The 21,571-nt window shown below is 43.4% G+C and carries 15 protein-coding genes and 3 pseudogenes; 9 read left to right on the top strand and 9 right to left on the bottom strand.

Annotation, left to right across the window (positions count from 1 at the left end; all coding sequences use genetic code 11):
- Positions 1-793: 793 nt before the first annotated feature.
- A complete protein-coding gene (locus tag FCV43_RS07875) occupies positions 794-1,858 on the top strand; it encodes an HlyD family secretion protein (RefSeq protein ID WP_136994735.1) in 1,065 nt (354 codons plus the stop codon).
- On the top strand, positions 1,848-2,867 hold the full coding sequence (locus tag FCV43_RS07870; protein ID WP_136994733.1) for a DUF2955 domain-containing protein: 1,020 nt from the start codon (positions 1,848-1,850) through the stop codon (positions 2,865-2,867). The genes FCV43_RS07875 and FCV43_RS07870 overlap by 11 nt, the downstream gene beginning before the upstream one ends.
- 374 nt (positions 2,868-3,241) lie before the next feature.
- Here the strand turns inward: FCV43_RS07870 and FCV43_RS07865 are convergent, their stop codons facing one another.
- Positions 3,242-4,027 (bottom strand): AraC family transcriptional regulator, encoded by a 786-nt coding sequence (locus FCV43_RS07865; protein ID WP_136994731.1) that lies wholly within the window; start codon positions 4,025-4,027, stop codon positions 3,242-3,244.
- Between the two features lie 99 nt (positions 4,028-4,126).
- Between FCV43_RS07865 and FCV43_RS07860 the strand changes: the two genes are divergently transcribed.
- Complete coding sequence (locus FCV43_RS07860) at positions 4,127-5,245, top strand: multidrug effflux MFS transporter (protein ID WP_136994729.1); 1,119 nt, start codon at positions 4,127-4,129, stop codon at positions 5,243-5,245.
- A 478-nt stretch (positions 5,246-5,723) separates the two neighbouring features.
- Here FCV43_RS07860 and FCV43_RS07855 read toward each other — a convergent pair.
- The 6 genes and pseudogenes from FCV43_RS07855 to FCV43_RS07825 all read right to left on the bottom strand — a co-directional run bounded on the left by FCV43_RS07855 (position 5,724) and on the right by FCV43_RS07825 (position 13,042).
- A pseudogene (locus tag FCV43_RS07855) lies at positions 5,724-6,792 on the bottom strand (IS91 family transposase).
- Positions 6,789-7,679 (bottom strand): tyrosine-type recombinase/integrase, encoded by an 891-nt coding sequence (locus FCV43_RS07850; protein WP_136994727.1) that lies wholly within the window; start codon positions 7,677-7,679, stop codon positions 6,789-6,791. The pseudogene FCV43_RS07855 and the gene FCV43_RS07850 overlap by 4 nt, the downstream one beginning before the upstream one ends.
- 57 nt (positions 7,680-7,736) lie before the next feature.
- Positions 7,737-7,922 carry a hypothetical protein gene (locus FCV43_RS20350; protein ID WP_170961623.1) on the bottom strand — a complete coding sequence of 62 codons (186 nt, stop codon included), beginning with the start codon at positions 7,920-7,922 and terminating at the stop codon, positions 7,737-7,739.
- Between the two features lie 18 nt (positions 7,923-7,940).
- Positions 7,941-9,413 carry a group II intron reverse transcriptase/maturase gene (gene ltrA / locus FCV43_RS07840; RefSeq protein WP_136994743.1) on the bottom strand — a complete coding sequence of 491 codons (1,473 nt, stop codon included), beginning with the start codon at positions 9,411-9,413 and terminating at the stop codon, positions 7,941-7,943.
- A 460-nt stretch (positions 9,414-9,873) separates the two neighbouring features.
- Complete coding sequence (gene ltrA, locus FCV43_RS07830) at positions 9,874-11,346, bottom strand: group II intron reverse transcriptase/maturase (RefSeq protein WP_136994725.1); 1,473 nt, start codon at positions 11,344-11,346, stop codon at positions 9,874-9,876.
- Between the two features lie 913 nt (positions 11,347-12,259).
- Complete coding sequence (locus tag FCV43_RS07825) at positions 12,260-13,042, bottom strand: AraC family transcriptional regulator (RefSeq protein WP_136994723.1); 783 nt, start codon at positions 13,040-13,042, stop codon at positions 12,260-12,262.
- A 98-nt stretch (positions 13,043-13,140) separates the two neighbouring features.
- Between FCV43_RS07825 and FCV43_RS07820 the strand changes: the two genes are divergently transcribed.
- From FCV43_RS07820 to FCV43_RS07800, 5 genes and pseudogenes are all read left to right on the top strand, one after another.
- Positions 13,141-13,857 carry a type 1 glutamine amidotransferase gene (locus tag FCV43_RS07820; RefSeq protein ID WP_136994721.1) on the top strand — a complete coding sequence of 239 codons (717 nt, stop codon included), beginning with the start codon at positions 13,141-13,143 and terminating at the stop codon, positions 13,855-13,857.
- 241 nt (positions 13,858-14,098) lie between these two features.
- Positions 14,099-14,695, top strand: coding sequence for a tyrosine-type recombinase/integrase (locus tag FCV43_RS07815; RefSeq protein WP_136994719.1), 597 nt, complete (start codon positions 14,099-14,101; stop codon positions 14,693-14,695).
- Between the two features lie 185 nt (positions 14,696-14,880).
- Positions 14,881-15,097: pseudogene (locus FCV43_RS20610) on the top strand (hypothetical protein); the annotation flags it as partial.
- 200 nt (positions 15,098-15,297) lie between these two features.
- Positions 15,298-16,662, top strand: coding sequence for a serine hydrolase domain-containing protein (locus FCV43_RS07805; protein WP_136994717.1), 1,365 nt, complete (start codon positions 15,298-15,300; stop codon positions 16,660-16,662).
- Positions 16,663-16,889: 227 nt separating this feature from the next.
- Positions 16,890-17,969 carry a DcaP family trimeric outer membrane transporter gene (locus FCV43_RS07800; RefSeq protein ID WP_136994715.1) on the top strand — a complete coding sequence of 360 codons (1,080 nt, stop codon included), beginning with the start codon at positions 16,890-16,892 and terminating at the stop codon, positions 17,967-17,969.
- Positions 17,970-18,172: 203 nt separating this feature from the next.
- Here the strand turns inward: FCV43_RS07800 and FCV43_RS07795 are convergent, their stop codons facing one another.
- Both FCV43_RS07795 and FCV43_RS07790 read right to left on the bottom strand, forming a co-directional pair.
- Complete coding sequence (locus tag FCV43_RS07795; RefSeq protein WP_136994713.1) at positions 18,173-19,123, bottom strand: helix-turn-helix domain-containing protein; 951 nt, start codon at positions 19,121-19,123, stop codon at positions 18,173-18,175.
- A 288-nt stretch (positions 19,124-19,411) separates the two neighbouring features.
- Positions 19,412-20,164 carry a hypothetical protein gene (locus tag FCV43_RS07790; RefSeq protein ID WP_102403106.1) on the bottom strand — a complete coding sequence of 251 codons (753 nt, stop codon included), beginning with the start codon at positions 20,162-20,164 and terminating at the stop codon, positions 19,412-19,414.
- 260 nt (positions 20,165-20,424) lie between these two features.
- Between FCV43_RS07790 and FCV43_RS07785 the strand changes: the two are divergent.
- A pseudogene (locus FCV43_RS07785) lies at positions 20,425-21,432 on the top strand (IS3 family transposase); the annotation flags it as partial.
- Positions 21,433-21,571: the final 139 nt, after the last annotated feature.

Genomic DNA, 21,571 nt, shown 5'->3' with positions numbered 1-21,571 from the left:
CTCACTTTCGTGACCAGACACAGGTCTGTATCTGCATCGTTACAATGCAGCCTTCGCTTTTTCCAACCTCCTATACCCGCATCACTATCGGCCACATAGGCTTTCCCAGAGGGAGTGATACAGGCTTACCGTGTTCCGTATGTCACGCAATGTCAGTGTAGATGCCCGCTATAGTGCGGAGAGTTCAACGATCACGAAAGAGCATGGGGCAATCTCTTTCCGACTCTCATGCCTTTTGGCCACAGCGTATTAACCACTTCCGCTGTTTCATCACATAACGCACCTTACGCGGATTTACTTATGTTCATCATACTGACTACCTAGCACTCACCCGATTGTGGTTATCAGGAGGATCGTCCTCTCACGATTTAGATCCCGATTGGCAAATGCCAACCTTCGTTACATTGTCAGAGCCGCTACTTTATTCAGGCTCCTAGGTTCATCTGGTGATACAAATGGTTCACTCGTTAAGCGGTGAACAGCGCTTCATACGACTTCACGTCGCACGCCCCATTGTGTGTTTCAACCTTTCCATTGTTAAGTTCATCAACCTGCACTTTGTCTTACATTTTCTTATGACAGCAATGAATAACACATACGTGTTTATTAAGTCGACTTCTATTCACTTATTGAGCTTAAGGTTTTGCAAAAATGATAATGAAAGTGCGCACTATTTCAATATAGGCAGTGGTCTGTAAGTGATTTATTCAGCATAATAGAAAGCTATCAATAGTAAATAAAGCAATGACAGAGTAGATTGTTATTAATTTAAATTTAATGGTTCTAGATATTTATGTCAGCAGTAGAAAAATCGTCCCGAAAACTGAGTATCTATATTGTATCGGTAGTATTGGCTATTTGGTTATACAGCTTATGGTCTGATAGGGTTACTCCTATTACGACAGATTCTAAAGTGCATACCTACTTAGTGCGTATTGCCCCTGAAGTGTCGGGTAATATTGTCGATGTGGGTGTTAAAGACAATCAAATTGTTGAACAAGGAGAAGAGCTGTTTAAGATTGATCCTCGCAACTATGATATTGCTCTGGTATCGGCTCAAGCAAACCTTGCTTTGGCTGGGCAAAATATCGGTGCCAGCACGGCCGCCGTTGAAATAGCACAGGCTAAAGTGGTTGATGCGCTGGCTGCGCGTGATAATGCGCGTGAACAGGCTAGCCGCACGCAACAACTTGCTGAGCGCGGAGTGTTAAGCCAATCGGATCTCGATAACGCTATTGAAGCCAAGGAGCGGGCACAGGCTGGGCTTGAAGTGGCTCAAGCCTCGTTGATTCAAGCAAAGCAAAGTCTAGGGCCGACTGGAGAAAACAATCCTCAGATCTTGGCTGCAATGGCAAGCCTCGAAAAAGCAGAACTCGATTTAAGAAAGACCCAAGTATTAGCACCATCGCGAGGAATCGTGACCAACATGCAGCTTACAACTGGGCAAAATGTCGTGGCTGGCTCGCCAGTTCTAACCTTCATTGACCCTAGGAATGTTTGGATCTCTTCCCTAGTTCGGGAAAACTCAATGGAATACATTAGGCCAGGTCAGACGGTAAAAATTGTTCTCGATGCCCTTCCGGGGCGAGTTTTAACGGGCAAGGTTGAAAGCATTGGCTGGGGGGCAGGGGGAAGTAATAACATTGACCCTGCGACTGGTTTTCTTAACTCAAGCCAAGGCAACACCGCTCCACAGCGATACCCCGTCAATATTGCGTTTGATGATATCGAGCAGTTGAGTAACATTCGCTATGGCTCACAAGCGACCGTTGCGTTTTATACTGAGCAAAGTAGCTTCGGCGAGTTTCTTGCTGGTATCTGGATGAGAATAGTGAGTATCTGGACTTATGTTTCGTAGTGCTGCTAATCCGGTGTTAAGGTTGGTGCTTGCGCCCACTTTGTTACTGTTTTATCTGATTTCTCAAGGCGAGTTTTTACCCGTTCTTGCGCCGATGTTTGTGGTGATTTTTCTTACCATCATGCCTTCTAAGCCTCCGCTAGATATGCTGTTAAAGTTATTAGCTGTCATTGTGGTCATCAGCCTGGGAGTGATCTTGGTGGGTGAGGTATTGATTGATTCCCCAACCGGTTTTGGTTTGTTTTGTTGGTTAGGGCTATATTTGAGTTTTTATCGCAGCCACAATGATCCCAAAGATATGCTGGCGACGTTCTTGCTTCTGTTTGTGATTATTACATTTATCGTCAACTTGCAGTTTAACGTCTCGGTGTCAAATTTGCCTTGGCTCATGCTGAAGACCTTTCTCACCGCTTTAATCGTGACCTATGTGAGTTTTTTACTCTTCCCTGGTGATGAGAAAGACATTCTTCCCGATGAACAAGATATGGATGGCGCGCAAACTCATCTTGGCCTAATTGCATTTAAAGCGACTACGGTGATGCTGGCCATGTACGTATTAGTGGGTACTGGTAGTTCGCAAACACTGTTGATCGCCATTACTTTAGGCAGCATGATTAAAATCCCAGTTTCAAGGGATCAGCGAATTTTTCGCAACAATCGTTTGATTGCCACCATGGTGGGTATTCTAGCCACACTGCCGATTATGGCCGCACAAAATTTTTTAGCTATGCCGAACTGGGCTTTAGTCGGTGTGAGTTGTTTTATGGGCCTTCAGCTTGGCTGTTTTGCAATTCGTAGGCGATGCCGAATGAGTGTTTATCAGCTTATGTTCACTAATTTTATTGTGTTACTCAACCAAATTCTCACTTACCAAGGTAGTCAACCAGTGAGTGCTGAACTCATGCGCTTAATATCGATTTCTGTCGCAATTTTACTCGCAACCGTGATTTTAAATCTCACCCGAATCGAACCTAAACCTATCTCAGCTCCTCAAATGAGTATAGAGTAAAAAACAAGTTCATCCACAAGTGAGTGATAGGCCATACACAGCGGGCATTTAAGGATAAATAAAATCAGTACTGTTGGTTCTCACTCAACCTCACACCATTTCGCGCTGTAATTCCGTTAAGGCTTTCCAGGGCGCGAGGTGGCTGTTGGGGTTCATGAACGCGAACGGACTTCTTCAATCGCTCTACCGCCGTTACTTCTTTGGGCACTAACCAATGCAGGGCGCGGAAAATTTGCAATCATCACCTAGCCAATAATTATTCAAGGTTTTGCTCTTATGCCGCCTTGCGGCATAAGAGCAAAACTACATTTACAACGAGATTATGTCCAGATCTACCTTTCTCGGTACGCATAACGGAACTATATTGAATGAGCTTAATTAAGTGTAACTGTATTACTTTTCATAAAGTTCAGTGGTGTCTGCCCAGTTTGTTTCTTAAAAAAGGCAATAAAGGCACTATCTGAAGAAAAACCCAACCAATGGGATACATCGCTAACTTGCATTTCTCTAGACAGTAATTCAATCGACTTTAACAAACGCCATTGCTGCCTCCAGTCTTGATAGGACATTCCTGTTTCTGCTTTAAATAGTCGAGTGACGGTTTTAGGACTTGCACCAATGGAATAGGCGACCTCGGTAAGAGCTGGCGCCAAAAAAGATTTTTGCATCACTTGTTGACGAAATTTTATAAACCGACGATTTGACGGCAAAGGTAGTTGGAAAGAGTGGCGTTTAGCTGCGTAAAATTCCTCCCAAAAAAGAGTCGTCGTATTTTTCATATCATTTTCAGGTTTATCCCATGGCCACAGCGCCATTTTATCAATTAGCGCTTTTAGCAGAGCATTGACTTCAATCATCGTGATGTCGTTTTGGCCGTCAAAAATTGCACTATCGAAGTACAAAGAACGATAAGCCACTACATTCGTCATCACTGCTCGATGTTGAGTATGTGGTGGAATCCAAACTGCTTTTGTCGGTGGTAAAATGCAGATAGAGTTGTCTAAAGCAAAGCTTATACATCCTTGAGACGCGAAAAGTAATTGACCTTTCTTATGCTGATGCATTCCTGAGTCGTGTTTACCTACATCAGCTGCTATCCCAACAACGCAAGCGGTTAAACTATCAGGATCAAATTGGGTTTGTTCATCAATAATTGCCATTTGTCCGAATTTTGATGTTTTTGGTTTTTATGTTGTTAATGGGTAAAGAATAGCCCCATTTATACTGTACGCCAAGTAAATTCATGATGAGAATACAAGGTGAATACAAAACCTTTTCTATGGCTGATGATTGTCATGCTGATGTTTCCGCAAATCGTTGAAACCATCTACAGCCCTGCTTTGGGCTCTATTGCTCAATCATTCGCAGTGACCTATGCGCAAGCAGCTCAAACACTGTCGGCCTACTTTTCTTCCTTTGCTATTGGTGTCGTTGTTTGGGGGGTATTAGCGGATAAATGGGGTAGGCGGCCAACTATGCTCATTGGTTTGTTTATTTACGGCTGTGCTGCTTTAGTAGCAATGCAAACAGAAAGCTTCACCACCATCATGGTCGCACGAGCAATAAGCGCATTCGGGATCGCTGTTGGCTCTGTTGTGACACAGACTATGCTTCGTGATGCGTTTAGTGGCGACGAGCTTGGTAAAGTCTTCAGCCGAATGGGAATGGGGATCTCGATCAGTCCTGTACTAGGGATGTTGTTGGGTGGTCAACTGACTTTAGTAGGCGGCTATCACTATGTATTCTTAGCATTATTTGCAATGGCGTTAGTGTTATTTGTATATAACCTGTTTAAACTTCCTGAAACGCAAAATGAAAAGCAGCCGTTACAACTATGCAGTTTAAGCGATCGTATGCTAAAAGATTCTCAAATTTGGCTATCAGCGTTATTGGTTGCGTTATACAACGTCGCGCTATTTTCTTATTACCAGCTTGGTGCATTTATTTTTGCAGAATTGGGCTTTGGTTCTGATCAATTTGGTTACAGCGGTATTGTATTGGGTCTTGGCTCGTTATTAGGCAGTTACTTAAACAAAGCTCTACTTTCTAAAAAAGTGTCGCAACGCTCTCTACTATGGGTATCAGCTATGCTGTTAACGGTGGGTGCTGTCGGAGTCTATACCATGCTGAATTCCACCTGGTTTGTGGCACCAATGATGTTAGTGGTTATTTCTTTTGGTATTGCGATCCCAAATGTGCTGAGTGTAGCTTTGGTCGACTATAAACAGCAAGCGGGTAGTGCTGGTGCGCTATTTGGACTGATGTATTACCTATTGATTGGTGGGGGCTTAGCTCTAGCTGGCGCGGTTCAAAATTTAGGTACGGTACTTATAGCATGTAGTGCAGTGACGGTGTTGGCGACATTATCACGTAAATAATGATACAGGTATTGATGAGCAAAATCTCCCCATTCGCAGGGAGATTTTTTTGTGAGCTGAGTATGACGTCATTCTTTTAGGTGTGTGTCATTAGTATATTCAGGACAATGGATTATTAGCATCTAATCAGTTTCGGAGTACTTTGTATTTCTTTATAAAAGGATGTAAGTAAGATTTCCCATACTGTTACTAATTTGAACATAATAGGTTCGAGTAGAAAAACTAACAGATAAGAATAGCTGTCGCGCAGCCGACAGCTTTATTCAGAGTTGAACAAGCCCGAGCTTCTTCTTTATATGTAAATTTCAGTTAGTTGGTTTGGCGTTTAGACAAGGTGTGACTTTTCTTAAAGCGAACGAAGTCATGGTGCGATGCCAGCAGCTTCACACCTCTAACAGAGCAACTTATTAAGCTCTATCCATAGGCGATCCCCTCTGTCATTACTGTCTTCATTCTCCTTATTATTTTTGCCTTTCGGCTAGCTCGGTCGGCTGACTCCAACACAGGTCATATCATGATGACAACAAGGACAACTTCGTACCACTTTCGGGTTTCCAGCCCTTGATACAGAAGCGTAGAGGGCGCTCGCTGATAAAAATAATAACTGGGTCTGAATGCTGAGCTGCCGAGCGTTTCCGCGAAGAAAACCGTAGTCCCTGACCCGCTGGAGGCCTTTTGGTAAGACATGTTGGAGTATCAACCATAGGAACCGCGTAATAGGAAGTGTCCGTGTTTTTCTCTGCTTCGTCTTACTGTCTAAATACTGGAAGGTGACCTCATTATCCGTGAAATGCTTGATATCTTTGTCTGGTAACACTCCACGGTAGAGATACCGAGACAGATATTGCAGAGCATGTAATCCATACCCGACGCACCGACAGTCTACGACCCATTTAGAGGGAACGTTTTGGGGTAAAGTACTTGGTATATCTTGATAGAGGGCTTCTAGCATTCGAGCACGCCAGACTTTGGCGAGAGCAAACTCATTAAACAGGTAATGCTTTTTTCCTTTATACCATTGATTTTTCTTTACATCATATTGTCCTCCCGTAACGATAACGTGAAGATGAGGATGTAACTCTCGCCTTCGGCTGTGCGTGTGAAGAACGATTGTAAAACCCAACTCACCTTTGGTTTGCCTGTGAGCAAAGTCCTTTAAGGTGGATGAGGCAACACGAAACATGGCTTGATAAAGTGCTCGGGGAGCAGAACGAACGAGGCTTCTCAGTTCATAAGGTAATGTGAAGGTCACCATGTAGTAGTGAACAGGTAACAGCTTTCTTTTCTGTCTTTCAAGCCAGTCTGATGTGGTGCGATGTTGACATTGGGGACAGTGACGATTCCCACACGAGAGAGTTAACCTGTCATCATGATGGCAGTGGTAGCAATACCATTGAGAGAGTCCTTGCTTCTCAGTCTTACATCGTAGCATGGCTGTGTAGTGGTCAACTGATATTGGCACGTTTGATATCGCTACTGAAGTAATGACCATAGTCTCGTTCAAGTTCATGACGATGCTGGCGCAACAGTTCGATAAAGGTGCTCATACCGTCAGCTCCCAGTCGAGATGAAGTCGGTCAGCCAGTTGGTTGAGGGCTTGATTGGTATCATGTAGCTTTAGCTGCGTCAGTTGAGTGTAACGAGCTGTTGTATTTAAACTGGCATGACCAAGAAGGATTTGTAGCGAGCGTAGGTCAAGTCCTTGTTCTAAAAGGTGGGTAGCAAAGCAGTGTCGTAGTGAGTGTGGCGTGATACGCTTGTAAATACCACATTCTTTGACGACCTGTTTGAGTGCCTTTTGTGCTCCTTGATCATTAAAAGTTACATCGCAACATTTACCTTTGCTTGGGAATAAAAGCTTTGGATGTCGGTGGGTACACCAGTATCGGCGCAGGGCATGTATAGTTCGGTGAGGGAGCGGCACCAGTCGGTCTTTACCGCCTTTTCCATAGCGAATATGGACTTGCATAGTATGGCTGTCGATATCCGAGATTGTGATATTAAGAGCCTCATTGATCCGAAGTCCCATTGTGTATAACGTTAAGAAGAGCACTCGGTAACGAGTCTCACGGGTTGCATTGATGATCTGAGCAACTTGCTCAGGAGAAATGATATTCGGGAGACGTTTTACTTTCGGTGGCTTAATGATGCCGATCCATTCCCACTGTTTGTCAAGCGTGTGTTTGTAGAAAAACTGAAGACCACAACGGTCAAGCTTGATTGTGCTCCAAGAGACTTGGCCGATCAGTTGGCTGAAATATTGTTTAAGGTCTTCAATCGTCAGAGTATCAGGACAGCGATCAAAGTATTCTGTGATACGCCGGACTGCCAGAGAATAAGCTGAAATGGTTTTTGCTCGCTTCCCTTGGAGCTTGAGTTGGGTGAGATGTTGTTGATATAAGGCGTCAAAACGCTCTCTTTCAGAAGGGGTCATAATGTTCTCTCCAGTAACACACCACTGTCATGGTGGTGTTACTAAAGAGTATGATTATTACTGTTTGTCCCTTTCTGCCGCGGAGCGGCTTCGTTCAACTCGTTTTTGTCCAAAGACGAGTTGTGTCAGAAGATCGGCTAAGAAGGTTCTGTCGGGTGGACGACACTTGTTACCAAGTGCCGTCTCCCTAAGAACCCAGCGTGCAACTTTCACTGCACTAGGCTCAAGCCTCCACAAAGGCATCAAATGATACCCAGCAACTTATAAAGCAGTCGGAGCAGGTTCGTTCCAAGAGTTACGAGCTAGCCTTTTTGACTTCCTTTTAGCCAAGTATTCTTGGTATTGAGGGTCAAATGGTGTCACTGCACTTCGGATTTTCACATGCCTTTCTATTGGCACTTTGGCTATTTGGAAGAGATTGAACTGGCAATCCATATCCATGATCTTCCGCCAACCGTGAAACTGCCACTGGCCTTTTCGGTTGATGAAGTATTTTAGGGCGATCCAAGTTTTAGACTTTGTTGGATGACGCCTTTTAGCCCAGTGCCATAACGTATGGAATAGCTTGTGACCTATATATCCGAATACCTGTTTAGCCACGCAGTGTCGATAATAGTTCGACCATCCCCTGAGTTTCGGATTTATCAGTTTGATAAGATCATTCACTGGAAGGGTTACGTGCTTTTTGATGAGTTCACGCAGGTTGCTTAAGAACATCAACGTATTGGATTTACTCGGCTTAATGAGCAGTTTTCCTTTATACTTCCTATGGTTGAACCCAAGAAAGTCAAAGCCATCGTTGATATGAGTAATGTGCGTTTTCTCTTCGGATAATGTTAAGCCTCTTTCCGCTAAGAAATCAGCAATCAACGGTTTGATATCGTTCTCGAGCACTTCCTTTGAAGCGCAAGTGACGACGAAATCGTCGGCGTAACCAATAAAGTTGGCTCTTGATCCTTTCATAAGAGCGGTAGACTTAACGCGCTGTTCGAGCCCCGATAACGTCATCAACATCAAGGTTGGGGAAATGATCCCGCCTTGCGGTGTGCCTTCATTGGTGTCGTAAAATAGCCCTTTATCTACAAATCCAGACTTTAGCCACTGCTCCAGCATTCGTTTATCCATGGCAATGTTATCCATAAGCCATTGATGCCCGATTTTGTCGAAGCAAGCTTTAATATCTCCTTCAAGAACCCATTTAGCCGATTTCTTTAAAGCTAAACACTTGAAGCACTGGTCGACAGCGTCAGCCGTGCTACGATTTGCTCTAAAGCCATAACTATTAGGGTCGGCAATTGTTTCTGATATGGGCTCTAGCGATAATAGGTGTAGTGCTTGTTGTGCTCTATCTATCATGCATGGAATGCCCAGAGGTCGAAGTTTGCCATTCTTTTTGGGGATATAGATACGCCTGAGTGGTTTCGCTTGATAAGCTTTCCGACTCAGTTGATTTACTGCTTTCATACGACGCGTGTCTGTGTTCCAGACAACGCCGTCTATTCCAGGCGTTTTACTGCCTTTATTTTGAGAGACTCGCTTAACAGCAAGAAGTTTAGCTGAGCGAGAGTGAGTCAGTATCCACTGCAATGCTTTTGCTTTGCCGTGTTTACCGTCTCTAGTTGCCTTTGCGATACGCATTTGAAGCTTTAAGACGTTCGCCTCTACGGCCTTCCAGTTAATGGATTGCCACAGTGCATTGTCAGAAGATGCACTAATCTCATTCGAAATCATCATTTGCTTTTCTTCCTTAATAAAGTTATTCAAACTCTCTCGCAACGAGAGACCAGTTGGAAGTGGGCTCACTTTCATGATCAGGCACAAGCCTGTATCTGCATCGTTACAATGCAGCCTTCGCTTTTTCCAACCTCCTATACCTGCATCACTATCGGCCACAGAGGCTTTCCCAGAGGGAGTGATACAGGCTTACCGTGTTCCGTATGTCACGCAATGTCAGTTTAGATGCCCGCTATGGTGCGGAGAGTTCAATGATCACGAAAGAGCATGGGGCAATCTCTTTCCGACTCTCGTGCCTTTTGGCTACAGCGTATTAACCACTTCCGCTGTTTGCAAACATAACGCGCCTGTCGGGTGGACGACACTTGTTACCAAGTGCCGTCTCCCTAAGAACCGTACGTGCAACTTTCACTGCATACGGCTCAAGCCTCCGCAAAGGCATCGTTTGATACCCAGCAACTTATAAAGCAGTTAAAACAGGATCGTTCCAAGAGTTGCGAGCTTTCCTTTTGAATTTTCTCTTCGCCAAGTATTCTTGGTGCTGAGGGTCAAATGGCGTTGCGGCACTTCGGATTTTCACATGTCTTTCTATTGATACTTTGGCTATTTGAAATAGATTGAACTGACAATCCATATTCATTATCTTCTGCCAACCGTGAAATTGCCATTGGCCTTTTCGGTTGATGAAGTACTTATGGGTGACCCAACTTTTTGATTTAGTTGGGTGACGCCTAATAGCCCAGAGCCATAATGCTTGGAATAGTTGGTGTCCAACGTATCCGAAAACTCGTTTAGCAACACAGTGGCGATAGTAATTCGCCCATCCCCGTATTTTGGGGTTTATCATTTTGATAAGGTTATTTACGGGGATCGTTGCGTGAGTTTTGATGAGTCTACGCAAGTTACTCAAGAATGACAGTACATTGGTTTTACTCGGTTTTATGAGTAGCTTTCCTTTGTATTTTCTGTGGTTAAACCCTAGAAAATCGAATCCATCATCAATATGAGTTGTGCGTGTTTTTTCATCGGAAAGTGTTAGACCTCTTTCTAGTAGAAATTCAGTAATCAATGGCTTTATGTCGTTCTCTAATACATCCTTTGATGTACAAGTGACAACAAAATCATCAGCGTATCCAATAAAGTTGGCTCTTGCTTTCTTCTTAAGAGCCAAGGACTTTATTTGTTGTTCAAGCCCTGCGAGAGTGATTAGCATTAATGTTGGAGAAATTATGCCACCTTGTGGCGTGCCTTCTTCCGTACGATAAAACAACCCTTTATCTACAAAACCAGACTTCAACCATTGTTCCAACATACGCTTGTCTACAGCGATGTTATCAAGAAGCCATTGGTGCCCGAGTTTATCAAAACAGGATTTAATATCTCCTTCAAGAACCCATTTAGCTGCCTTCTTTTGAGCCAAGCATAAGAAAGACTGCGCTATTGCATCAGTAGTGCTTCGGTTTGGTCTGAAGCCGTAACTATTTGGGTCTGAAATTGTTTCCGAGATAGGCTCCAAAGCAAGGAGGTGGAGCGCTTGTTGCGCTCTATCTGCCATACAAGGAATACCAAGTGGTCGAAGCTTACCGTTCTTTTTAGGGATGTAGATACGCTTGAGTGGTTTAGCTTGATAAGCTTTTCGACTCAATTGATTCACTGCATTCATGCGACGTGCATCTGTATTCCAGAGCACGCCATCTATTCCAGGCGTTTTACTACCTTTGTTTTGAGATACTCGCTTAACAGCAAGAAGTTTTGCTGAACGAGAATGGGTTAGTATCCACTGTAAGGCTTTTGCTTTACCGTGATTACCTTCTCTAGTTGCCTTTGCGATACGCATTTGGAGCTTTAAGACATGCGCCTCCACAGCCTTCCAGTTAATGGATTGCCATTGTGCACTGTCAGAAGATGCACTAATCTCGTTCGAAATCATCATTTGCTTTTCTTCCTTAATAAAGTTCTTCAAACTCTCTCGCAACGGGAGACCAGTTGGAAGTGGGCTCACTTTCGTGATCAGGCATGTGCCTGTATCTGCATCATTACAATCCAGCTTTCGCTTTCTCCAACCTCCTTTACCTGCATCACTATCGGCCACATAGGCTTTCCCAGAGGGAGTGATACAGGCTTACCATGTTCCGTATGTCTCGTAATGTCAGGGTAGATGCCCACTATAATGCGGAGAGCATTTCGATCACGAAAGAATACACACAAACTTCTTTCCTACTCTCGTTGCTTATTTAGCTACAGCGTCTAAACCACTTCCGCTGCTTGTGAAATTACGCATCTGACGTGGATTCACTTCTGTTCATCATACTGACTCCCTAGCACTTACCCGATTTATGTGGTTATCAGGAGGAGCTTCCTCTCGCGATTCAGTTCCCGTCCATCAGATAGACTTTGTTACATTGTCAGGCTCGCTTCTTTATTCAGAGCCGTAGGGTCATTTGGTGATACAAATGGTTCGCTCTTTTCGTGGCGAACAACGATTCATACGACTTCATGTCGCACTGAATGGATTCACATATGTTCATCATGCTGACTACCTAGCACTCACCCGATTGTGGTTATCAGGAGGATCGTCCTCTCACGATTCAAATCCCGAACGGCATGACCCCGTTCTTCGTTACATTGTCAGAGCCGCTACTTTATTCAGGCTCCTAGGTTCATCTGGTGATACAGATGGTTCACACATTAAGCGGTGAACAGCGCTTCATACGACTTCACGTCGCACGCCCCAAAGTCACTTAGATCAAATACTCTACACATTTCAGGGGCGTGCGTTTCCCCTACCAAAAGTTAGGCAAAAGACACATAACGAGTGATGTTACTCTGATTCGTAAAACAACGAATCAGAATACGTGCTGAAGGTTTACTGTTCGGTACTTTCTTGGTGTCTGATGAAACAATTTCTTAAATGCCTGTACATAAGCGGAATCAGAAGAATATCCCGACTCGATAGCAATTTCTTGAATACTCATTTTCGAGCTTAACAATTGCAAAGATAAAACTAGCCTTATGTTTTGTCGCCATTGTGCAAAAGATTGAGAAAACTCTTTCGAGCATAATCGGGACAATGTGCGCTCAGATGCACCGACTTTTGTCGCCCATTCTTTTAATGTAAACGGCAAATCAGGCTGTTTTTGAAGCTGTGCGAAAATAGAGAAAAGACGCTTATCGGTAGGAATAAGCAGTGGTATTTCATAACTTTCTGCAACTTCGATTTGATCTCTCAACACCATCAGTAAATGCGTGATATTGGACTCAGATTGAGAGAGTGTGTTGCTTTCAAACAGAAGTAGTATCAACTCCTTGACGAAAGAATTTACCTGACAGGATTTAGGTTCGCTTCCATACCGAAGATTTTTGCCTGGGTTGAGGTAAATCGCCAAAAATTGTGTATCTGTAATCGCAACGGATTTATGAACTGTATTTGCGGGTATATAGAGCATGCCATTATGAGGCACTATTCCGTTTTTATCACCAATGTCTGATTGTAACAATCCCTGGCGTGGGAACACTATTTGATGCCATGGATGTGAGTGGAAATCATCAATATAGCCAGAGGCCATTTGGGTCGTTCTAGTTATGAATTGTTTATCAGGAAAGTTTCTGATTATCTCATTGGCTTGCATGGTTGGCGACTTATCTACATTAGGTGTCTGTTAGTATAAAATATGCCACTTAGATTTGGTATAACATTGTCAGCCTATTATTCAGTAAAGGGCTAAAGATGCGTATCCATTTCATTATTCATGAAGATTTTGAGGCTCCTGGAGCTTATGAAGCTTGGGCGAAGAAACACCGTCATACCATTACATACTCGCGAGTATATCTAGGTGAACCTCTCCCCAAAGATATTGAAGACATTGATTTTCTGATTGTTATGGGGGGGCCACAAGATCCTGCGACCACTATCGAACAATGTTCTCACTTCGATACCAAAGGTGAACAGGCAGTCATTGCAAAAGCGATTAATGCAGGCAAAGTTGTACTTGGTATTTGTTTGGGATCCCAACTTATTGGTGAAGCGTTAGGTGCTAATTATGAACATAGCCCTGAACGTGAAATTGGTAAGTTCCCTATCACGCTGACCAAAGGCGGTATTATCCATCCACTGTTTGACCATTTTGGTACCGTTTTGGAAGTAGGCCATTGGCATAACGATATGCCTGGACTGACACCAGATGCTGAAATCATTGCGTATAGTAAAGGCTGTCCTAGACAAATTGTTGCTTATAGCGATTTGGTGTTTGGTTTTCAGTGTCATATGGAATTGACTAAAGAAGTCGTAGCGCTGCTCATCGAAAATACTGATCTCAGTGAGGTAGAAGACTTTCGTTTTGTTGAGAACCCCGAAGTATTACTGAGTCATAACTATGATGAGATGAACGGAAAACTACATGGCTTTTTAGATAAGTTGGAACGCTTGTATAAATCACAGAACTAAGTGGTATTTTAGTGGCTTATCAAAATTTGGTTCTCATGAAACACTTTTTACTACCAATACGATATTCTTACTTCTACGGTGAACGCTAAATCTGTTATCGATATCTGAAGTAATCAGCTTTCAGCTCATTTAGGAAATCATCTAAAAAGCTTTTTTCCACCAACGTTTCAGGTCTTTCTGAGCCCTACTAAATGTGACTGCCAAACTTTATGTTGACCAAAAACACTGAGAGGAGGTCATCATGATAAAGTCATCTTCTGGAAAATTCAGTGGCATAAAAAGGCCATTTAAGCTTGAAGAGATCTGGCGGATAAGAACTAGGCTGGAGATCGAAAACGATTTGATGCAGCTCGCGCTACTGAACCTAGCCATAGATAGCAAGTTAAGATCGAGTGATTTGCTGAAGCTACACGTTTACGATGTTTCTTCGCAAGGAATTATCTATGACAGGGTTCAGTGCATTCAGCAAAAAACAGGCACCGATGTCCACTATGAGATTACACCAAGAACACAGCAAAGCATTAGCCGATGGATTTTTGCAGCATCCCTAGAGGCAAGCAGTTTTCTATTTCCGAGTAACAGACGCTCTGGACAACCTATCAGCTACTCATTCTATCGTTCAATTATCAGGAGCTGGGCTGTAAAGCTTGGATTGAATGCTGACTATTACGGTACTCACTCCATGCGTCGCACCAAAGCCACTTTAATCTATGCCAGAACGAAAAACATCAGGGCCGTACAGATCTTGCTTGGGCACTCGAAGCTTGATAACACAATTCGATACCTCGGCGTTGAGCTAGAAGACGCTCTGAGGTTGTCTGAGAAAACAGACTGTTGAGAGATAGGGTCTGTTGCAGGCTTTTCTCCTGAAAAGCCTGTGCCCCATCCCGTGTCACATCTGGAAGTTCGAACGCAGATATTCAGGTAGCTTTGATATACAAAAACTAATGAATGGTAAAAAACAAGATCTGTCCCTGTCATGCGTTTTGTAGATGATGATCCTTTCTGGTTGCAATTTAACACTCACCCTCAGAAACGGTGATGTATGGAGTTAAACAGTTGCTAGGGACGAATAAGCTTAAGAAATTATAATGCACAGGTGGGCGAAACTAACGCGATGCTCAAAACGCAAAATAGGCTGATGGGACTGGTCTACCTGAATCGTTTCGTATTAATTAAAAAACACACCTACCGGGGTAGAGTTGTCTCTAAACTGAATAACGCAACAAAGCCCCTATGAGATGAAACAAATACATCTGTTGTCCTAGTGTCGATGCATCAAGGATTAGCGGGGAATCTATTTTTCATCCTCCGGTGTTGGGTTTGGTATAGAAGTCGTGAGTTCTAAACAACTGGATATTGATAGTTGGCGTAAAGTGACCTACCGCTCGGTGTTCCTGTCGTTTATATTACACCCACTCAAACACAGGAGATAACACTATGAAACTTACTTCCATTGCACTTGCACTTTCTACCGCCGTCTTGGCAAGCACTGCTATTGCAGATGACACGCAAAATCCAGTCGAAGCGGCTCTTAGCGCAGAAGGTGCGCAGGTCACTTTACCTGTAGAAGCGGCAAAGCAGCCATTTTCCAATGAATTTGTGGACGCAGCGCGCGCTGGTTTCAACAATTTTCATTGGCAAATGGGGGGCGATCACTCCTTTTATTACAACATGCACATGAGCGAATTCATGCCTACTGCGGTGGCTTCACCAAGTGAAAACTACAAGCGGTTAGTTAAAGATATTCACCCAGAGCTTGCTAAGTTAAAAGTTCAAACAGAAAGCAAGGGTGAAATGACAATGGAAGATTACCTTGTCGACCCGCAGTTTCGTACTCAAGGTTTTATGCTGATTCATGAAGGTAAAATCGTATATGAGGCTTACCCTGGAATGAAACCAACGGATCGCCATATCTGGGCATCAGCGGCGAAAACGACGGTAGGCACGGTGGTGGCCATGCTGGCAGAAGAAGGTAAAATCGACCATAACAAAATGATCACCGAATATGTTCCAGAATTGAAAGGTTCGGTATGGGACAACGTATCGGTACTGAATGCATTAAACCACGCAACAGGTCTTGATAATGAAGAAACAGCCGCCTCGATCATGAATCCAGATTCAGCGGTAGTGCGCTTCTTTGCTTCGGCATTTGGTTCTCCACGCTATGCAACAGGAGAGCAAGAAAGCTGGGTCGATGTTGCCCTTGATACTAAGAAAATTGAAGGTGAAGAACCGGGCAAACAGTTCCGCTATGCTTCAATGAACACTATCGTATTGACTCAAATGATTGAGAACATCGAAGGTACAACTTGGGCTAAAGTGTTTGAAGACAGAGTTTGGTCAAAAGTGAACGCTCGCCAGTCTATGTTGATCAACCAAACACCAGACGGAATGGCTATCGCGGTTGGGCTAGTGTCTACCACATTAGAAGATATGGCACGCTGGGGAACCTTGTTCACGCCGAGCTGGGGTGCCGTTGCTGATGAGCCAGTTATCTCACAGGCGATCATCGACCGTATCCATAATAATGGTGATCCAAAAGCGTTTGCAGGTACGACAAAAGAAGACAGCACTGTGCACGCTTTCAACGAAAAAGCATCTTATAACTCATACCAATTCGATTACATCTTTGACGATGGTGCGATGGCGAAAAGTGGAAATCTAGGCCAGTTCATTTACATCGACCCAGACCGAGATTTTGTGGGTATTGTTTTCTCTAACAACCCATACCACTCAGGCTATGGTGAAAATAAAGCACCTGCACTGATGCGTTCGGCTGCAAAAGCCTTAGCGGGTAACTGATCGAGTTAGTTGTCCGTCCTACCGAAGCATTGAGACACCAATGCCTTCGGTAGTCTTCAATTTAAGTGCCTGCTCTTTATGTCAATACTCCTGTGTTTAAGAGTGGGCACTTTTTCATTTGAAATACTCCCCGCGCAATTTGTAATTTCGATTGCTTGAGTGATCAATATTACTTTCTAAACCTTATGAAAATGAAATACACAGCAATAGCTATTAGTGCAGCACTAATGAACACAGCCAGTTTTGCGTCTGAAACCACGTATAATTTTGGCGGATCAATTAAAGCGATAATGATTCATGATAATGACGTCGCTGGAGCAGGGGTTAATATACCCAGCAATAGCCTATTTGGTAAGAGCAACCATAGCGATACAAAAGTGGATGCTTCATTATCTCAATTTAGATTTGGAGCGCTAAAGGATTTCGATAATGGCATCTCCATCGACTCTAAATTGGTCATGGATTTTAACGCCAATAATGACGGTGGCATGTCGCCACGATTAAGAGAAGCCTACTTGACCTACCATACCGAGGCTGGCGATCTGTTGGCTGGACAAACTTGGTCGACCTTTATGGATATGCGCAACTATCCTCTGTCACTAGCGGAACCAACATTGAGCGGTGTGGTATTTAAACGTCAACCCATGCTCCGTTGGTCACAAGATATTGGATTATTTCGCTATGATGTCGCATTAGAAAGCGGCACCAATTCGGATATTCAAAATCCATCGGGTGATACCATTGACACCAATGGGGCGTTGCCTGATTTAGTGGCAGGCCTAGAGTTAGACAACCAGCACGGCTGGGTAAGAGCGACGGCTGCGCTCAGTCAGATACGCCTGTCTTCCAGTGAGCATGAATATACAGAATTGGGCTACGGTGTTCAGTTATCCGGAGGATGGAACATCACGCCTAACAATACAGTGACTTTATTGCTGTATACAGGGCAGGGAACCGATAGATACCTATTAGGCTTATCTGGAACAGGAGCCACATGGAATGAAGGTGAACAGTCGCTCGAAGTTCGAGAAACAAATAGCTTGATGGCGTCATACACAAGACATTGGAAGCAAGACCTTAAATCTGTATTTGCTTACGGCTCGGTTGAGAGCGATGCTTTAGATTGGCAAGATGCACAGGAGCAGGACACATTAACCTCTAGCCAATATGTTATGGCTAATTTACTGTGGAATGTTCAACCTGACTTAATGGTGGGTGTTGAATATAATTATTCAACATATGAGCGAAGCGTGTCGGACTCGAGAGACAATCATAGAATCATGCTCGGTATGGAATGGAAGTACTAAAAAATAACCTGCTTACCACCATCAATATAGAGCGCTCTGCTGGGCGCTTTAAGAGTCTTCTTTAGCTATCCCTTCTCTTTTCGAAATTTCCTCTACTTAAACCTTTAATAGTCTGCTTTCTCCCAAGAAAACATGTATTTATCAACCATGGAGGCTATAGTAAAACTGAACCTAAGTTATATATTATTAGTAGGTTACGGTAGTTAGAACTGGCTTTGATATTGAGCCGGGGTCTGCTTCATCCAGCCTTTGAAAGCGCGGTTAAAGTTGGATAAATCGGTATAGCCACAGCGCCAGGCTGTTTCGAAAGGCGATATTTTCTCTCTGAGTAGCTTGGTTGCTGTTTCACAACGCGCGTTATCTCTGGATTGTCTAAAAGTAAGCCCTTTGTCGGCAAGGCGTCGTTGTAACGTTCGTGGGGAGCTGCCGATGAGTTGTGCTAGCCATTCAACGTTAAACCAGGGCAAAACAGCGTAAGTGTTAATGAGGGCATCTAGTGTGGCGTGCCAATCATGCTCTTTTTTTTGAGGCTCCACACCAATAAAGTGTTCCGATAGAGGGATTTCTATCGCGCCAAACGCATGCCCGAAAGTAAACGATACTGAACGGAATGCAGCGGGTAAATCTTTTGCTAAATGGCCAGGTAAACTCATTAATACCGATGAGGGCTCCCATGTATTTCCTAAAAATAATCGACATAAAGAAAGCAACCCGAAAGATCGAAACCATTCCGCTTGGTCGTAGCCAGATACCGATGGGTGATACGCCCCACGGTGACAAAGATACCACTTACCTTCAATCCTTTCCGGCCAGACTACCACATGGTTATTTAAAGTCGGCATGACTTCAATGAGGGTATGGATCGCTTGCTCTAGATTGTCGCAATGGATAAACGCAGAACGAAATTCAGGTGAAATTTGCTCTAGGGTAATCAGCCTACCGACCTCCAGCCCTATCCGACGATTGGAGCTTTTCATGATGGTACTGAGAAATGCCATCGTTTGATGAGAAGGTAGCCAATATTCACCCTCCTTTAAATCCTCTGGAAATTGATATTTTTCAGCGACACTTTTCCACTCAATGCCTTGTTGATCAAAATAGTTGAGGAAGGGGAGTAAGTTATTTGAATTACTAATGTTGATGGTATTTGGCATTAATGCGCACAGCTCCATGTGACTACCGTTAGTGTGTATCATATAGGATATGGGGTGTATGTGCTAAAAATTGAAGAGGATAGTTAAAAGGATAGTTAAGAGGATATAGCAGAATGAGGGTATAACCCATTGGGCGGTTATAAGTGCTGTATTTCTGACCCGTAAAAAGAAAGTGAAGAAAATAGATGATTTATTTTGTTGTAAAATTGTCGAATGGATTGACTATTCAGAGCCAGGAAGTAAAAAGCATCCCTGCTTTTAACGGACTATTATAAGGTGAATTAGGCCTTAGAAGTAGACTTTGTAAAATGCCCACGCAACGGTGTCATCAATATCGACGGTTTGGTGAGTAGATTGCATGCTACCAACTGTATTTTCAATTTTGAACTGTCCCCAGCGTTTTCCATCAGCGGATAACGGTGTACCGACAGTGATTGATGATTTCAGCGTTGACGTTTCAATACTACCGTCCATATAGGTGTATTCTGGCGATAGCATCAGGTAAGTACCATCAGCACCCGGTTTCCATGAAAAATAAGCCGCCGCCATACCACCAACGATATCTGTATCTGTTTCACCCATCGCAGAGGCAAAACCTTCATCGTATTCACCCGCCAACGCGCCAACACGACCAAAGATAGTTAGGTTTTCTACACCAGGCTTGAACATCGCAACAGCACCGACAGCAGCCGTTGTAAAGTTGGTGTTATCAATAATATCAATTGATGCAGCCGCTGTTGGTACCACTGGGTTACCGACGTTAAATACGTGGAAATACTGAAGTCGGCTATCTTTATATTTTCCCTCATTATCCATACTTCCTTCGATGGTCCCCATTGCCATTTGACCATTTTTTAAGCCGAAACCAAGAGAGGCAGATAGTTTTACATCGCCTTGATTATTCATACCCACATACCCTGAAGTATTAACAGCAGTTAGGTTTGAAGGGTCAACTTTTTCAGTAGACTCGTCTGCAAGCGCAAGGTTCATACCAGAGCAAAGTAACGTCGTAGCAAGAATGGTTTTAGTAAAAGTGTTCATGGTTGTTCTCCTATGTTTGTGTGGGATGAATTATAACCAAGGCCCGAAATACTATATAGGTCACTTCACGCCAAAATCATTGGTGCATTGTAATGATATTCCCTAACTAATAATTTGAGGTGATATTTAATGGTTGCCATTGATGGTGAGCTTCAAATACAAGGCAATTAACGTGAAAAAGCCAGTAAGGAGACCTTACTGGCTTTATTTACAAACGATGTGTCCCGTCTTGAAATGTGTTTACACATTGAGGACTAATTATGACCATCACAAATAAACACTACGTTAAGCGCACTCAGCGTGATTACACACTAGGCTTTAAATTACAGGTTGTGGATGCTATTGAAAAAGGCGATATGACCTATAAACAAGCCCAATCAATTTATGGCATACAAGGTCGTTCGACCGTTCTTACCTGGCTAAGAAAGCATGGCAAAATGGATTGGACAACAAGTTCTAGGACAAGCACTATGCCGAAATCACCGAAATCACCGAAATCACCGAAATCACCGAAATCACCGAAATCACCGAGAGCAAATGAAACACCTTCCCAAAAAATAAAACGCCTTGAAAAAGAACTCGAAGATGAACGTCTTAGATGCCTTCTTCTCAACAGGGTCGTCGATATTCTTGATGCTGAACATGGGATGTCGCTAAGAAAAAAGTATATAACGAAGGAGCAAGAAGCCTTCAAAAAGAGAGGAAAGTAAGCTTGCTCATTGCTCGGTATATCTCGTCAATGTGTCTATCAAAGAGAAAAGCGCGAGACAACTCGTCAGGCTGAGCTTTATCCAGTGAAAGAAATGGTGCTTGAACTAAGACGCTTCATGCCTCGTCTGGGAACTCGTAAGCTCTATTTTTTACTGAAACCGAAACTGATAGCCAAGGGAATAAAACTTGGGCGTGATGCTTTATTTGATTACCTCAGGGAAGAGCGCTTACTCGTCAAGCCAAAGCGGAGTTACACCAAAACAACGAACAGTAGGCACTGGAGGAAAAAACATCCGAACTTACTAAAAGAAGTCGTTCCTTCAAAACCAGAAGAGGCTCTGGTGAGCGACATCACTTATGTTCAGTCGGACGAAGGTGTTCACTACTTGTCATTGGTTACCGATGCCTTCAGTCGTAAAATCATGAGGTATGAAGTGAGCAATGAAATAAAAGCGAGCGATGTAGTAAAGGCTTTAGATATGACGGTAAAAACTCAATGTTATCGTCATGCGACAATCCATCACTCGGATAGGTTCCTTAGCGCTAACAGTGTGATTGCGGCGCTCACGTATTAACAATATCGTCCCGTGGGTTCATGGGGCGGATACCACCAATTTAAGCGATTTTCCATATTTTTAGTTATCTATTGTTCGCTAAATTAGTATAAGTACTGACAAGCTAATAAGATGGTACGCC

The organism is Vibrio genomosp. F6, assembly GCF_005146325.1.
GTDB classification, from domain to species: Bacteria; Pseudomonadota; Gammaproteobacteria; order Enterobacterales; family Vibrionaceae; genus Vibrio; species Vibrio cortegadensis.
Note: the sequence above shows the minus strand (reverse complement) of the source record. Positions and strands in the feature narration are given on the sequence as shown.

Excerpts from the sequence above, each read along its gene's own strand:
- FCV43_RS07800 (WP_136994715.1), top strand. The coding sequence starts at position 16,890 with ATGAACACAGCCAGTTTTGCGTCTGAAACCACGTATAATTTTGGCGGA.
- FCV43_RS07815 (WP_136994719.1), top strand. The coding sequence starts at position 14,099 with ATGATAAAGTCATCTTCTGGAAAATTCAGTGGCATAAAAAGGCCATTT.
- FCV43_RS07825 (WP_136994723.1), bottom strand. The coding sequence starts at position 13,042 with ATGCAAGCCAATGAGATAATCAGAAACTTTCCTGATAAACAATTCATA.
- ltrA (WP_136994725.1), bottom strand. The coding sequence starts at position 11,346 with ATGATGATTTCGAACGAGATTAGTGCATCTTCTGACAGTGCACAATGG.
- FCV43_RS07790 (WP_102403106.1), bottom strand. The coding sequence starts at position 20,164 with ATGAACACTTTTACTAAAACCATTCTTGCTACGACGTTACTTTGCTCT.
- ltrA (WP_136994743.1), bottom strand. The coding sequence starts at position 9,413 with ATGATGATTTCGAATGAGATTAGTGCATCTTCTGACAATGCACTGTGG.
- FCV43_RS07795 (WP_136994713.1), bottom strand. The coding sequence starts at position 19,123 with ATGCCAAATACCATCAACATTAGTAATTCAAATAACTTACTCCCCTTC.
- FCV43_RS07870 (WP_136994733.1), top strand. The coding sequence starts at position 1,848 with ATGTTTCGTAGTGCTGCTAATCCGGTGTTAAGGTTGGTGCTTGCGCCC.
- FCV43_RS07865 (WP_136994731.1), bottom strand. The coding sequence starts at position 4,027 with ATGGCAATTATTGATGAACAAACCCAATTTGATCCTGATAGTTTAACC.
- FCV43_RS20350 (WP_170961623.1), bottom strand. The coding sequence starts at position 7,922 with ATGCCTTTGTGGAGGCTTGAGCCTAGTGCAGTGAAAGTTGCACGCTGG.
- FCV43_RS07820 (WP_136994721.1), top strand. The coding sequence starts at position 13,141 with ATGCGTATCCATTTCATTATTCATGAAGATTTTGAGGCTCCTGGAGCT.
- FCV43_RS07805 (WP_136994717.1), top strand. The coding sequence starts at position 15,298 with ATGAAACTTACTTCCATTGCACTTGCACTTTCTACCGCCGTCTTGGCA.
- FCV43_RS07850 (WP_136994727.1), bottom strand. The coding sequence starts at position 7,679 with ATGACCCCTTCTGAAAGAGAGCGTTTTGACGCCTTATATCAACAACAT.
- FCV43_RS07875 (WP_136994735.1), top strand. The coding sequence starts at position 794 with ATGTCAGCAGTAGAAAAATCGTCCCGAAAACTGAGTATCTATATTGTA.